The organism is Alteribacillus sp. HJP-4, assembly GCF_042139015.1.
Classification (GTDB): Bacteria; Bacillota; Bacilli; order Bacillales; family Marinococcaceae; genus JBHIKY01.
Map to the genome: position 1 here is coordinate 63,722 of NZ_JBHIKY010000006.1, position 14,872 is coordinate 78,593.

At 41.9% G+C, this 14,872-nt stretch carries 15 protein-coding genes and 1 riboswitch; all 15 genes read left to right on the forward strand.

Annotated elements, in window-relative coordinates; all coding sequences use genetic code 11:
* The first annotated feature begins 13 nt into the window (after positions 1-13).
* Positions 14-760: a class I SAM-dependent methyltransferase gene (locus tag ACE4RR_RS07195; protein ID WP_375534732.1), complete on the forward strand. Its 747-nt coding sequence runs from the start codon at positions 14-16 to the stop codon at positions 758-760.
* Positions 761-815: 55 nt separating this feature from the next.
* A riboswitch (cobalamin riboswitch) is annotated at positions 816-1,013 on the forward strand.
* Between the two features lie 164 nt (positions 1,014-1,177).
* Positions 1,178-2,143: a helical backbone metal receptor gene (locus ACE4RR_RS07200; RefSeq protein WP_375534733.1), complete on the forward strand. Its 966-nt coding sequence runs from the start codon at positions 1,178-1,180 to the stop codon at positions 2,141-2,143.
* Positions 2,124-3,161 (forward strand): FecCD family ABC transporter permease, encoded by a 1,038-nt coding sequence (locus ACE4RR_RS07205; protein WP_375534734.1) that lies wholly within the window; start codon positions 2,124-2,126, stop codon positions 3,159-3,161. Before ACE4RR_RS07200 ends, ACE4RR_RS07205 begins: the two co-directional genes overlap by 20 nt.
* 19 nt (positions 3,162-3,180) lie before the next feature.
* A complete protein-coding gene (locus ACE4RR_RS07210) occupies positions 3,181-4,650 on the forward strand; it encodes a heme ABC transporter ATP-binding protein (protein ID WP_375534735.1) in 1,470 nt (489 codons plus the stop codon).
* A gap of 3 nt (positions 4,651-4,653) precedes the next feature.
* Positions 4,654-5,616 carry an adenosylcobinamide-phosphate synthase CbiB gene (gene cbiB, locus ACE4RR_RS07215; RefSeq protein ID WP_375534736.1) on the forward strand — a complete coding sequence of 321 codons (963 nt, stop codon included), beginning with the start codon at positions 4,654-4,656 and terminating at the stop codon, positions 5,614-5,616.
* Positions 5,603-6,682, forward strand: coding sequence for a pyridoxal phosphate-dependent aminotransferase (locus ACE4RR_RS07220; RefSeq protein WP_375534737.1), 1,080 nt, complete (start codon positions 5,603-5,605; stop codon positions 6,680-6,682). Before cbiB ends, ACE4RR_RS07220 begins: the two co-directional genes overlap by 14 nt.
* Positions 6,676-7,251, forward strand: coding sequence for a bifunctional adenosylcobinamide kinase/adenosylcobinamide-phosphate guanylyltransferase (locus ACE4RR_RS07225; protein WP_375534738.1), 576 nt, complete (start codon positions 6,676-6,678; stop codon positions 7,249-7,251). Before ACE4RR_RS07220 ends, ACE4RR_RS07225 begins: the two co-directional genes overlap by 7 nt.
* The gene (locus tag ACE4RR_RS07230; RefSeq protein ID WP_375534739.1) at positions 7,217-8,719 is read left to right on the forward strand and encodes a cobyric acid synthase; all 1,503 of its coding nucleotides are present in this window, start codon (positions 7,217-7,219) and stop codon (positions 8,717-8,719) included. Before ACE4RR_RS07225 ends, ACE4RR_RS07230 begins: the two co-directional genes overlap by 35 nt.
* Positions 8,716-9,510 carry an adenosylcobinamide-GDP ribazoletransferase gene (gene cobS / locus ACE4RR_RS07235; protein ID WP_375534740.1) on the forward strand — a complete coding sequence of 265 codons (795 nt, stop codon included), beginning with the start codon at positions 8,716-8,718 and terminating at the stop codon, positions 9,508-9,510. The genes ACE4RR_RS07230 and cobS overlap by 4 nt, the downstream gene beginning before the upstream one ends.
* A complete protein-coding gene (locus ACE4RR_RS07240) occupies positions 9,468-10,067 on the forward strand; it encodes a histidine phosphatase family protein (RefSeq protein ID WP_375534741.1) in 600 nt (199 codons plus the stop codon). The genes cobS and ACE4RR_RS07240 overlap by 43 nt, the downstream gene beginning before the upstream one ends.
* Positions 10,019-10,465 carry a bifunctional adenosylcobinamide kinase/adenosylcobinamide-phosphate guanylyltransferase gene (locus ACE4RR_RS07245; protein ID WP_375534742.1) on the forward strand — a complete coding sequence of 149 codons (447 nt, stop codon included), beginning with the start codon at positions 10,019-10,021 and terminating at the stop codon, positions 10,463-10,465. Before ACE4RR_RS07240 ends, ACE4RR_RS07245 begins: the two co-directional genes overlap by 49 nt.
* On the forward strand, positions 10,462-11,040 hold the full coding sequence (locus ACE4RR_RS07250) for a cob(I)yrinic acid a,c-diamide adenosyltransferase (protein WP_375534743.1): 579 nt from the start codon (positions 10,462-10,464) through the stop codon (positions 11,038-11,040). Before ACE4RR_RS07245 ends, ACE4RR_RS07250 begins: the two co-directional genes overlap by 4 nt.
* 106 nt (positions 11,041-11,146) lie before the next feature.
* Entirely contained in the window at positions 11,147-12,643 is a 1,497-nt protein-coding gene (locus ACE4RR_RS07255; RefSeq protein WP_375534744.1) for a spore germination protein, read from the forward strand.
* Positions 12,644-12,661: 18 nt separating this feature from the next.
* Positions 12,662-13,762 carry a GerAB/ArcD/ProY family transporter gene (locus ACE4RR_RS07260; protein WP_375534745.1) on the forward strand — a complete coding sequence of 367 codons (1,101 nt, stop codon included), beginning with the start codon at positions 12,662-12,664 and terminating at the stop codon, positions 13,760-13,762.
* A complete protein-coding gene (locus ACE4RR_RS07265) occupies positions 13,759-14,853 on the forward strand; it encodes a Ger(x)C family spore germination protein (RefSeq protein ID WP_375534746.1) in 1,095 nt (364 codons plus the stop codon). The genes ACE4RR_RS07260 and ACE4RR_RS07265 overlap by 4 nt, the downstream gene beginning before the upstream one ends.
* Positions 14,854-14,872: the final 19 nt, after the last annotated feature.

The following is a 14,872-nucleotide window of genomic DNA, read 5'->3' on the forward strand; positions in this document are numbered from 1 at the left end:
TAGGGGGAATCCTATGAAAGCCTGGTACGAAGAACATTTTCAAGAAGATTATTTACGAGTCTATGACCATCGCGACGAAGAAAAAGCTGCAGCAGAACTGGCTCCGATCATGGAATATGTAGAAATACGCCGAAATATGAAAGCAGTTGATCTTTGCTGTGGTAACGGCAGACACGCAAGGTGGCTGGCAAGAAAAGGGATTCATGTGACAGGGGTTGATTTATCGGCTGCATTACTGAAAAAAGCGATAGATCTGACGAGTGGTCTGCCTGTCAATTATATGCGCGGAGATATTCGAGATATCCCCTTGCTGCAGGAATACGATCTTGCTTTTAATTTATTTACAAGCTTTGGGTACTTCCAGGATGATGCAGAGAATGAGCTTGTGCTGACACGGGCAAATGAAGCCTTGAAGCCGGGAGGGATCTTTATCTTCGACTATCTGAACCCTCTATATGTAGAAAAACATTTGGTGCCTGAGGACAGCCGTAAAACGGATGGACTTATCGTAAGACAGAAAAGAAGTATTCATGCTGGATATGTCCATAAGAAAATTCTTATTCAAGATGGTAACTCCGAGCGTGAATATACTGAAAGAGTAAAATTATACCACCAGGATCAATTGGAGAAGATGCTGCTTCGCAATCAGTTAACCACTCTCCATCGATTTGGTGATTATAATGCAGCCCCATATTCCAGAGAGACTTCTCCTCGTCAGCTGTTTATTTGTGAGAAACAGTCCGGCAAAGGTCATGCATAGAAATTCCTTTTCTTATGAAAAGATTTGTGTATAATATAGGCATACGACCGATAATTTTATAAGGAAAGCTAAAGGTCGCGCCCGGTTAACAGCCGAGCGCGTTAAAAGGGAAATTCGGTGTTAAATTCCGATGCGGTCCCGCCACTGTAATCGCATTTGCTGCAGCCAACTGCCACTGTCCGTTAAGGATGGGAAGGCCGGCCGCGGCTGAAAAAGCGTAAGCCAGGAGACCTGCCTTCAGCTCGGTAATAGACCTTCGAGGATAAGGTGCAGCCGGAATCATGTTGACGAAGTATTGCAATGCCGTCTGTCGACACTCCGCTCTCCTTGAATAAAAGGGGAGCTTTTTTATATTAACCAGCAGCTTTCCTTACATAAACAGCATTCACGGTCGATATACGGGGGAGGAGATAAATAATGAACAAATGGTTGAAAGGAATAAGTACTGCAAGTCTTGCGGTTGTCTTATCAGCATGCGGTGCCTCAGGCGATAACGAAACGGCAGAAGATGATAAGAATGAGGGCGGCACAGAAGAGGTATTTGCTACTATTACTGATGCTTCGGGAGAAGAAGTTGAAATAGAAGAAGAACCTGAACGGATTGTCAGTCTGATTCCGAGTAATACGGAAATTGCCTATTCACTCGGACTTGAAGATAGGATTGTGGGGGTTACTGACTATTGTAATTTTCCAGAAGAAGCCTCTGAAAAACAAAGCATTGGCGGGCTTGATTTTGATTTGGAAATACTACTGTCCCTTGAGCCTGATCTTGTATTAGCTCAAGCTTCATCTGCGCACAGCAATGAAGAAGCCTTTGATCAAATAGAAGAAAGCGGAGCAGAAATATTAATTGTAAATGATGCAAACTCTTTTGAGGAAGCTTATGATTCCATGAATATGATCGGCGAAGCCACCGGCACAGAAGAGGAAGCGGGGGCCATTATAGAGGAAATGGAAGAAGATATTTCTGTTGTTGAAGAGAAAGCCGAAGAAATTGATGAAGAGGAAAGAAAGTCTGTCTGGGTGGAAATCCAGCCTCCACCGGAAATATATACTACTGGTCAGAATACTTTTATGCATGAAATGCTGGAAACCATAAACGCTGACAATGCAGCAGGCGATGAAGAGGGCTGGATTGCTTATAGTGAAGAAGAAGCGGTCGCTTTTAATCCAGATGTCATTTTAACTACTCACGGTGACTACTCGGATGAATCAATAGAAGAGATTTTAGAAAGAGACGGCTGGGAGGATGTGCCTGCGATTCAGGACGAAGAGATCTATAATCTTAATAATGACGCAGTGAGCCGTCCAGGACCGCGGCTTGTGGAAGGTATTGAAGAAATCGCTGAATCGGTGTACCCGAATGTTTTTGCAGAAGAATAAGATAGTACTTACGTATGCTGCCGGAGTATTATTTCTGGCAGCTGCTGTCGTTCTGGGTGTCTCTCTAGGAAGTGTCTCCATTCCATTTTTAACGAGTGCGGAGATTTTAATCAGAAAGCTTTTTCAGCTTCAGATTCCTGCTTCCATTGATACAACCTATGTAAATATAATTATCGATATTCGTTTCCCGAGGGTCCTCCTGGCAGTTTTGGTGGGGGCATCACTTGCGATAGCTGGAGCAGCATTTCAGGGCCTTCTGCAAAATCCACTGGCTGATCCTTATACACTCGGGGTTTCATCAGGCTCCGCGCTTGGGGCAGTTGCTGTATTGTTTTTAGGGTGGAATATTCCTGTGATTGGATCATTTACACTGCCGATTATAAGCATCTGTACAGGATTTTTAACCCTGTTTGGTCTCCTCACCTTTGTCAGGCTGATAGAAAAAAAACTTACGACTGAAACGATTATTCTCGCCGGGATTATTGTCAGTTCGTTTCTCGGCTCTGTCATTTCTCTTATGATTGCATTAACCGGGGATGAGCTGCGTCAGATTATCTCGTGGCTTATGGGAAGCGTTGCCATGAGAGGCTGGGATTATTTTTGGCTGCAGCTTCCGTTCTTTTTCTTTGGTGTTCTATTGCTGATGGCAAATAGAAAAGAATTGAATGCCCTCGTATTTGGAGAAGAAACAGCGATGACACTTGGAGTTAACACAAACATAAGAAGAATTATCATTCTGGCAGGTGCGTCGCTGCTTACTGGATCGGCCGTAGCTGTATCAGGTACTATTGGTTTTGTCGGGCTGGTCATCCCTCATCTCGTGAGGCTTGTCCAGGGACCTGATCATCGGCATCTACTTCCAGTATCAATATTGGCAGGCGGAGGATTTTTAGTTTTGACTGATCTGGCCGCTCGTACCATCATCGCACCGACTGAGCTGCCGATTGGAGTTATTACCGCTATTATCGGTGCCCCAGTTTTTGGGTTATTGTTATTTCATCAGAGGAAAAAGAAGTAGCGGGGAAGGAGGAACAAACGTGCTTTCATTAATAAACGTCACCGGAGGGTACGGGGGCGATCCGATAATTAAAGACATTACCGCCTCCGTTAATACCGGCGAAATATTCGGCATCATAGGGCCTAACGGAAGCGGAAAATCAACACTTCTAAAGATGGTATATGGCGTGCTCAGCCCATTGAGCGGCGAAATCTATGTTGATAACAAGCAGCTTAGTACATTTACTCCTAAACAGCTAGCACGAAAAATGGCTGTACTTCCTCAGCATACTAATACTACTTTTTCATTTTCGGTGAGAGAAATTGTGGAACTTGGAAGATATCCCCACCAAAAGAGCTGGTTTGCTTCCGCTTCCAAAAAGGATCATGAAATGGTGCAATCTGCAATGGAAGAAACGGAGGTCCTTAACTTTGCGCAGAGATCAATGGATGAATTGAGCGGAGGAGAAAAACAGCGGGTTCTTTTAGCCAGAGCTCTAGCGCAGCAGCCTGACATCCTTCTTCTTGATGAACCAACAAACCACCTTGATATTTCCTTTCAAATTAATTTGCTCGATACATTAAAAAAATGGGCAAAAGAGAGAAAAATGACTGTTATAGCGGTCCTTCATGATTTAAATATGGCTTCCATGTATTGTGACAGAATTTTATTGCTCGATAATGGAAAAAAAGCGGCACTAGACAGCCCTGCTTATGTAATGGAAGAAAAGAAGCTGGAGTTCATTTATCAGGCGAGTCTTCATCGAAAAGAGCATCCTTCGATTCCCGCACCTTTAATTTCACTTTCTCCAGGCAGTATTGAGCACAAAATTGATCACTGCATAGATGCCCTGACTTTCAGTTCTACAAATGAACTGGTGCATATACATTCTCCTTATTATTTGAAAACCTTTTCTTCTGCTCTAGTGGGTGCTGGCTTCGGCTGGCATAAAGATTTTGTTAATCGGCATGTGGACAAGATGTATCACGTGGATGACGCAAAGAGGGAATACGAAGACTTTCTTGTCAAGTACGGTTTCGATATAGCAGATACGGCTGCTATGATGACTGCTGCAAACTTAGCAGACGGAGGAAAATATCGGGTGCGCGACGATGAAGGCGACGTTCTGGTCACAGCTACAGCTGGTACCTCGAATGCAGTTGATGCGTCCAGAGCATACGAGAAAAATTTTCAGCTACAGTCGCCGGGCACAATTAATATATGGATTTTCATTCATGGAAATCTTACAGATGCGGCATTTGCACAAGTTATGATGACGGCGACGGAGGCAAAGTCAAAAGTGTTATATGAATATAATATAATTGATGCTGAAACAGGTACAATCGCCACCGGAACTTCAACGGACAGTGTTCTTGTAGCTGCAGCACAGACCGGAAGCTTCTATGAATATGGCGGCACTGCCACTCCCCTGGGAAGAAAGGTTGCAAAAGCCGTTTACCAAAGTGTTGCGCAGGCTGTAGAGCAATACCAGTCGCGTCGAAAGGTATAATAAATGATATTTCTTTATCATGTGGCAGCTATCACTGCCGCTTATCTTCTTGACAAAGGCTTCGGTGATCCTGCTAAAGCGTGGCACCCGGTTATGATGATGGGGAAAGTTATCAGTTTCTTTGATATTAAATTAAACCAGGGCCGTTTCCGTAAATTAAAAGGAGCTTGCGCACTCTGGGCATTACTTTTGATCATCGGGTTTATTTCCTGTTTAATACTATACATGTTGTTCATTCTCCATCCTCTATTATTTATAGCATGTGAAGCGCTGATTATATGGTTAATGATAGGAGGCAGAAGTATGGAGAAGGCGGCAATGTCCATCCAGGAGCCTCTTCAGAATAAAAACATCACAGAAGCACGCAGCAGGACAGCAATGATTGTTTCAAGGGATACAAGTAAAATGGATGAAGAGGGTCTGACCCGCGCTGTACTCGAAAGCATCGGCGAAAATATATCTGACAGTGTTACTGCGCCGTTGTTCTACGCTTTGTTAGGCGGAGCCCCGCTTGCGGTCTGCTGCCGCTTTATAAATACTGCAGATGCCATGACTGGGTATATGACGCCGGAGTACCGACAATATGGCTGGGCGGCTGCAAGAACCGACGACGCTGTTAATTTTATTCCGGCGAGAATTACTGCTTTACTTCTTGCAATAGCTGGAACAACATTAAATTATTCTTCATTTGGGCATTCTTTAAGAGTGATCCATAAACATGCACGAAAACATGAAAGTCCGAACAGCGGTTTCGGCGAAGCTGGGATGGCCGCAGTTCTCAATGTTACTCTGGGAGGAAAAACACCATATAAGCATGGATTGGTGAACCGGCCGTTATTCGGAGATGGGAAAAGGAAGCTGGAACCTTTATTGATAGTAGAAGGTATTCTGATGTGGAGGCGGACGATTTTTTTATTCATAGTTATATGCTGGGTGATAGGAGGGGTTGTTTATGTCTTGGCCTGATCATGGCGCAATGCCGCATCAGTTAAGAACGAAGCTCAATGTCAGCAGTCAAGAGGAAGTGCTTGATTTTAGTGTAAATACGAATCCACTTGGTCCTCCTGCAGAATTGCTGGAAAACCTGAAAGATTGTTTTCAGTATCTAACCTATTATCCTGATCCGGAACAGCTTGAGCTATTGCAAATGATTTCGTATTTTACCGGAACAGAACCAGAGCAGGTGCTGGCAGGTAATGGTGGCGCTGAACTAATTTTCACTACTGCCCGTTTGTTCGCGGGGAAGCGGGTTCTGCTCATAGAACCAGCATTTAAAGAATATGACAAAGCATTGCAGTCTGTTTCTGCAGATATTATGCGTCATATCGTTTATGAAGAAAATAACTGGTCATGGAAATTAGATGATATAGGGGATAAGTTGATCCAATGTGATGCCATTTGGCTTTGTAATCCAAATAATCCTTCCGGAATTTCATTATCACAGGAAGTTTTGGAAGAGCTTATTGATTACTGCGCCTTACACCAGATCATTGTTGTTATAGATGAGGCATTTTATGATTTTCAGCTGCACCCGGCTGATCTGTTGCCTTACATTAGAAATAACGTTCCCCTTCTGTTAATTCGCTCCGTTACTAAAATGTACGCTGTTCCCGCTTTAAGGGCTGGTTATATGCTTGGACCGGACTTTCTTATCAGCGAGCTGAAAGAACTGCTCCCTGCCTGGAATGTAAATATTTTTGCTGAGTATGCTTTGAAGTATGCTGTTTCAGAACATAATCATGTATATAAAACTGCGGAATTCGTTGCAAAGGAAAGAAACAGGTTTCTACAAAAACTAAAAGAATTATATATGGTGCCATTCCCTTCCTCTGTAAACTATTTTTTACTGCGTCATCAGGATTTTTCAGATATGAGTGCGCTGCTCGCTTATCTCGCACGTTCAGAGGTACATGCTCGACATACATATCATTTTCCGGGGCTCTCCGGTCGCTACATTCGAATAGCTGTGAAAACAAAGCAGGAAAATGACCAGCTGGCAGAAATTCTTCAGGGCTGGTGTGAGAGATGCTGATTTTCGTATGTGGTGGAGTTCGAAGCGGAAAAACACTCGTCGGAGAAAATATAGCTGAACATATAACGAACCCTGAGCATGATATTTTGTACCTTGCCGCTGGAATGCCGGTCGATTCTGAAATGATAGAACGTATTGAACGCCATAAGCATAGTAGAAGTCATAAATTAAAAACATGGAAAACAATTGAAAAACCTTACAACCTTCATGAAATTATACCATCCCTTAAGCAGGAAGACACGATATTCTTAGACTGCTTAACCACCTGGCTCGGTAATGAAATGTATGTAAATGGCAGAGATAAAGAACTTGATCTTCCTTTTAACTTACTGAATGATATATCTGAATTACAGCAGAATTCTACACATCTAGTTATAATAAGTAATGATATTTTCATGGAAGCGCTGCCGCAGGATCCTTTCACTTACCGTTATACAAATCATTTAGGAAAACTTCATCAGGAACTTGTAAAAGAAGCAGGTGCTGCTATCTCTGTGGAATTTGGAAAAATGGTCTTCAGAAAGGGGGAGCATGATGAAAGGCTTAATCGTGTGGGGAACGACATCTGATGCAGGGAAAAGCTATTTAGTTACTGGAATTTGCAGAGCACTTTCAAACCGAGGGTACGATATTGCCCCTTTTAAAGGCCAGAATATGTCTAATAATTCATATGTTACGGTCTCTGGTCATGAGATTGGCCGCTCGCAGGGCCTGCAGGCAGAAGCCTGCAGATTAGTGCCGACTGTCCATATGAATCCAGTACTGCTCAAGCCGCGCAGTGATCAGAAGGCAGAGGTGATTATTCATGGAAAATCAATCGGTAGTCCTGCAGCCGGAGAATATCGCAGCACCTTTTTTGAACAAGCGTCTGAAGCAGTCTTTGAATCATTAGATAAACTATCCGATAATTACGAATTTATTATTATGGAAGGCGCAGGAAGTCCTGCGGAAATAAACTTAATGGATAAGGATCTCGCTAATCTTGTGACGGCTTCCTACGCTGATGTACCGGCATTATTAGCTGCAGATATCGAACGAGGCGGTGTTTTTGCAAGCATTACCGGTACCATGAATTTACTTCCAAATGAGCACAGGGAGCGGGTGAAAGGGCTCGTGGTCAATAGATTTCGCGGGGATCCATCTCTATTCAGTGATGGAGCTGTCTGGATTGAAAATAAAACCGGGGTGCCGGTGAACGGTGTTATGCCAAAATTGAATCTAAGAATTGAACAGGAAGATTCCCTTTCTTTTCCGACACTTCAAAATTTTAGAGCAGATGCAGAAATAGATATTGCTGTTATTGCAATGCCATATGTTTCTAATTATACCGATGTTGAGCCCTTTCAATCAGAAACTGACTGTACGATTCGAATTGTAAAAGATAAACGTCAATTTGGCAGACCGGATGCCCTCCTCCTTCCAGGTACCCGCAGCACTATAAATGACCTTCGTTTTCTGAGGGAAAGTGGATTAGATAAAGAAATAATCGCACATGTACAGAGAGGTGGATTTGTAGCCGGTATCTGTGGAGGCTTTCAAATGCTCGGTGACCAGCTAAACGATGAAGAGGGAAATGACTCCGGCAGGCCAGGAAGCATCGTCAATGGGCTTCAGCTTCTTCCTGTGAATACGAAATTTGAAAAGCATAAAATTACTAGACGCTGGAGCGGTACCTTTCAAATGGAAAGTAGTCAGCAATTATTTGTTTCCGGATTTGAAATTCATGAAGGAACTGCCGAATCCTGCTATTCTGCCGAGTGGAAGCCATTATTTATTTCTCAAGGTAAACCAGAAGGGCTCTGCTCTTTAAATTTCCGAATTATTGGTACTTATATTCACCATATTTTCCATAATGATGGATGGAGAACGTGGTGGCTGAATCAAGTAAGGCGTTCTAAAAAAATTGCAGATCAGCCTGTAATACCTTTTGGAATTTTGAAGGACGAGATTTTGGATGAGCTGGCAGAACAAATTGAAAAGCATCTGAACGTAGAGGAGATTATTAATATAATGAAAAAAGAGGGCAGAGCGGGATGAAAGCATTCCTCGATAGATTTAAAGGTTTTCGCTTAGCATTGACCTTTTTAACAATTCTTCCATCTGGAAGATCGGAGTGGACAGAGGAAAATGCAAGGAATGCTTTTTTTTATTTTCCGGCAGTAGGTGCAATTATCGGCGTGCTGACAGCAGGCAGTGTTTTACCGACTGCTTTTGTGCTGGACCTTCCTTCGTATATCACTGCTTTTCTAAGTCTGGCGATCTTTATTATTATGAGTGGTGGCATTCATTTAGACGGCTGGATGGATGTAAGCGATGCCGTCGGCTCGTGGAAAAACAGACAGAAAAGAATTGAAATATTAAAAGACAGCCAGGTAGGAGCAGCAGCTGTCTGGTCTGTACTTCTTCTGCTGCTCGGAAAATTTGTGTTTATATTATACGTGATTGAAGAAAGCAGCACTGCATGGCTTTTATTTATTATTATTCCTCTGCTCTCTCGTTTTGTGATGGCTCTGCTGCTTATGGGCGCCCCACTTTTAAAAAAAGAAGGATTGGCAGCATGGTTTCAAAAAAGAGTAAAGCGTCATGATCGCTTAATTATCATGGGGAGCACGGGGCTTTTGCTGTTCATTCTTCATTTTTCTACAGCCACTTATTGGATCGGACTACTTTTGCTAGGTACTGCTATCTTTTTGCTATCAGTGTTAAAGCGTATTTTTATCAAGCTATTTGGTGGGGTGAATGGAGATATGGCAGGTGCATTAAGTGAAGGGACAGAGGTGCTATTATGGCTGATGAGCGTATTATATATTTCCTTCGTCACGGGATGACTACTGCTAACCAAAAGAGGCTCTACTGCGGTTGGAGTGATCCGCCGCTTCTCTCTTCTGAAGAACTCCGCCTCTCCCAACTTGGCGTTTCTGAAGATATAGATGCCGTATTTGCCAGTGACAGTATTCGGTCACTACGCACGGCACAGTTATTGTTTCCTAATGTGAGAATCAGGGAAACTATGCTGCTGAGGGAGATGAACTTTGGAGATTTTGAGGGAAAGTCCTACGAGCAATTAAAAAGCAGCCCCGATTACCGCTGGTGGATCAATGATTTACAAAAGAATTTCGCTAAAAATGGTGAAACTCCTCAGACATTTCACAGCAGGATTATTACCTTCTGGAACGAATTAAGTGAAATAGAATTCAAAGCCGCCGCTGTTGTTACTCACAGTGGCTGGATGAGAGGATGGTTAAGAAATATTGGGAAAAATAGTGAAGTAGAGTGGAATATTCCTTTTGGAGGAGGATACAAAGCTGCTCTGACCAATAGAGGAGGGGAACTGATTTGCACTTCATTACAGGAGGTCATTTTAACGGAAAAGCACAATGGGTGAAGGAGCAGCAGAAATATGAAAATGCATACTGGATTACCTTTTATAATCGGAACAGCAAAATGGCAGAGCCGGAGAAATTACAAGAGTCATGTATTGTTATTAATGGTGTGGAAGCAGGGTTGTATCAGCATTTAAACGAACATCCCTCACATACAGGACAAACGTTTATGGATACAATTATTTCGTATTATTTAATTTGGGAGAAAGCAGAAAAAAACCGAAGCCTGATTATTATCGGTACAGATATCACGAAAGGGATCGTTCCTGCGGAACCGATGCAACGAAGATGGAGGGATGAAACAGGCTGGCTGTATCAATCGTTACTAAAAAAAGCGGAAGATGCCGATCTGATCTGGTTCGGGATAAATCAACCACTTAAAAGGAGGAAATTGATATGAAACTATACACACGCGGAGGAGATAAAGGAAGAACAGGTATTATAGGAGGACGACGAGATAAAGACGATGTCAGGGTGGAGGCCTACGGAACAATAGATGAATTAAATGCTTTTACGGGACGCGCTGTGTCCTTGCTCGATAATGAAATGTTTCCAGAAATTGTTAATGAATTAATTAATATTCAGCATGAGCTTTTTGACTGCGGAAGTGACCTTGCCAACGTAAAAAAGGACGCAGTTTTTAAAGTGAAACCGGAGATGACAAGCTTTTTGGAAGAACGTATCGATGAATATATTGTAGAGGCTCCGGAGCTTGAACGATTTATCCTTCCTGGCGGTTCCACAGCTGCTTCTGATATTCATATCTGCCGTACGATAGCTAGAAGAAGCGAAAGAGTAACAGCTTCTTTAATGAAAGTGGAGCCGATTAATGATGAAGTATTTAAGTATCTTAACAGACTCTCTGACTATTTTTTTGCAATTGCAAGGGTAATCAATCATAGGCTGCAGGTGGCTGATGTAGAATATGAACGAAGTGCAATCGTCTTTCGTTCTAAAAACCGCAAAAATAAATAACAGCATTAAAAGACAGGCTTTCCAAATGCGGAGGGCCTGTTTTTTGAATAAAGAATGACGAACTATTCATACTAACAATGAGAAATAAGCGGACGGGGGCACAGCCATGTTATTCCGAAGACGAAAGAAAAATCGTATATTCGCTCCTGATCAAGAAGACGCTTCGAAGTGGCTGAAGCAATTGTCTTTGAACAGTGCTGATTTTAAGCGATCTCAAGTGAGTACCTCATATCAGCCGTTTATTATTTATTATTATTCTGAGTTGATTGATAAGGAAAGGCTGCATCATGATCTAATCCGTCCATTAAAATCTTTTCCGTGGGCATCCATTTCTGAAATTGAACAACTGCTTGAAAGTGAAAATGCAGTGAAAACTCACGATGTTAATGAAATAAATGAAGGCATTCATGCAGGTTCAGTAGTGGTGGAATTGAATAATACTGCAGAAATGCTGCTTATCCAGATGCCAGCGAGTGAAAAGAGAGAAATCTCTGTACCAGAAACCGAATTTAGTGTTATCGGACCTCAGGAGTCCTTTGTGGAAAGTATGAGCACTAATCTTCTGTTAGTAAGAAGAAGGCTTCCAATCTCAACCTTGCAATTAAAAGAATTGAAGCTGGGAACTATAACGAAAACAAAAACTTCCATTTTATATATAGAAGGTATTGCAGATGAAGCGAACGTCAATACGTTGATGCAGCGACTGCAGGCCATTGATTATGATGAAATCTTAGATGCGAACACGGCTGCACAAATGATCAGCGATCATACGTTCTCTATTTTTCCTCAGTTTGTGAACACGGAGAGGCCGGACAGAGTGGCTGCAGCATTAATCGAAGGAAAAACAGTATTTATGACAGAAGGATCTCCGGAAGCAATTGTCGCTCCATCGACCTTGCTCGAATTTTTTACTTCGCTTGAAGATTATTATCTTCCGTGGCATATTGCTTCCTTTATCAGGTTTCTAAGGATTGGCGCTGTTTTATTTTCTGTGCTTGCAACTCCTATTTATGTAGCTGTTATGACATACCATTATGAATTGATTCCAAAAGATCTGTTATCAACCCTGTACGCTTCACGTAGTAATATTCCGTTTCCCCCTATCATAGAAGCATTATTTCTTGAGTTTACAATTGAACTCCTGCGGGAAGCCGGAGCAAGGCTGCCTACGAAAGTGGGGCAGACGATCGGTATCGTAGGCGGTATTGTAATCGGTCAGGCATCCGTGGAAGCTGGCCTTACGAGCAATATCCTCTTAATTGTGGTTGCACTTGCAGCACTTGCTTCTTTTACTTCTCCTGTATATCAAATGGGTAATACCGTTAGAATTGTTCGTTTTCCATTTATATTCGGCGCAGCCTGGCTCGGCGGACTTGGAATTGCAATAGCCTTTATAGTACTTAGCTCACACTTACTCAAACTGACTTCGCTCGGCAGGCCGTACCTTTCTCCTTTTTATCCTCTGCGAATAAAAGATTGGAAAGACTCGATTTTCAGGCTGCCATACAGCTCACTGCAGTCAAGGCCTGCACAGTCACGGCCTCAGCAGAAATCACGTGTGCCGGGGGGGAGACAAAGCTTAAAAAGAGATATTGATGAATAAGAGGGAGGGAAAAGAGTTTTGGGTAAAGCTGAATCTGTAACAACTCAAGTATCTCCCTTTATGGTATTTTTTCTTGTTCACGCCATGCAGGTTGGAGTAGGTGTTCTCGGAGTACAGCGGATGATTTCAAAATACAGCGGATATGATGGCTGGATCTCTATTATAATTGCCGGCATCATCATCGCGGTAATCATCTGCATGATCTATTATTTGCTCGATGAAGAAAACAGAGACATTATGGAACTGCACAAAAATTTATTCGGAAAGTGGATTGGAAATAGTCTCAGCTATATAATGATTATTTACTTTTATTTATTAGGATTGGTAGTACTCCGAACGTTTATCGAAGTTGTACAGGTATGGGTTTTTTCTGAATTACGCGGTTGGGTGTTTGGTTTATTAACAGTATCCGTGCTTTATTATTTGATTCTAGGAGGATTTCGCGCGGTAACAGGGCTTTGCTTTGTAGGGGTGTTTGTGCCTGCAATGCTGTATTTTGTATTGCTGCTGCCGTTAGAATACGCAAATTTTTACAATCTGCTTCCTGTCTGGAAGCACAGTTTATCAGAGATGTTGTTGGGAGCAAGAGAATCCACCTTATCATTTCTAGGGTTTGAGCTGATATTAATGTTTTATCCGTTTATAAAAAATGCAGAAAAATCTTTAAAATGGGCACTTGCCGGTCACGGCGCCACTACCATTGTATATACATCGGTGATGATTATTTCCCTTGTTTTTTATAGTGAGAAGCAGCTCGAACAAACAATCTGGCCGACGCTTACACTTTTAAAAGTAATTGAGCTTCCGTTTATTGAACGCTTTGAATATCTCGGAATCTCCCTGTGGTTTATCATTATAATTCCAAACTTGGCAATGGCTTTTTGGGCAGCAAGCCGGGGGTTAAAGAAGCTGCTTCCATTTAAACAGCGCAGCAATCTGCTCGTGTTGATGATACTGGTTGTGTGCATATTGCCATTTATGAACAGCCGCATGGTCATTGATATGTTTAACACAGCCATTTCCAATGCTGGCTTTATTATAATTACATGCTACATACCGCTTCTATTTCTAATTAAATTAATCGTTCATTATGTAAAGAAGAAGGGTAGTAAAAAATGAAAAGACTATTATTAATTATATGCTGCACCATTACTTTGGTAAGCGGATGTGCTGTGAACACACAGGTGATTGATGATCTTTCTTTAATTCAAACAGTCGGATACGACATAGGTGAAAATGAAAAGTTCGAATACATGGTGATGTATCCAACCTTTAAGGAGCAGGGGGAGGAGCATACCGCAAAAATTGAACTGATGTCTGTATATGCTAAAACATCTGAACAAGCGAGAAATTTGTTAAACAGCAGAGCTCAGAAGCCTCTGAGGTATGGACAGCTTCGTACGATTGTTTTCAGCAGTGATATTGCAGAAGAGGGCATTGAGGATCTAACTTCCACATTTTATAGAAACCCGCATATTGGTAACCAGATTTATTTAGCAGTTACGGAAAATAAAACTAAAGACATGCTGAGGGTGAAAAAAACAACTGAAGATGGCATGGGTGTCTACCTTTCGGATCTAATCACCCAGAATGAAGAATTTGAAAGTATACCTTCAACCAATTTACATCAATTTTTATTTAATATGTACAGTGACGGCAGGGATGCTTATCTTCCGATTGCAAATAAACATGAAGATGGTCTTGAAATAACCGGGGTTGCGCTTTTTGCAAATGGTAAGATGAAAGGAAAACTTAATCAAAAAATGTCTTTTGTCATGAAGCTTCTGTTAGAGGGAAGCGACAGCGGTACGAGTCAATTTTATTCCCCGTCAGTAGACTCTCATGTCGTATTGCAAAACATACGATCCAGTGTGAAATATATTCAGAGGAAAGGGGGACTCAAGCCTGAATACGATGTAGAGCTTTCCGTTCAAGGTCAAATTACAGATTATACGAATGATATAAATTTAGAAGATACGAAAGTTATGGATACTGTAATGAAAGATGTAGAAGCAGACCTGAAAAAGAAAAGTGAAGAAGTTATCAGCTATATGAAGGAAATCAACTCGGATGTGCTAGGATTTGGAGAGAAATACCGGTCCAGAACCAGGGATTGGAAGCCAAAACAATGGAAAAAAGAAATATATCCAGATTTGAAAGTAAACGTAAATGTAAAAGTTGATGTTCTTCATACAGGGGCGATTGAATAATTTTGGCATGCATGCTTAC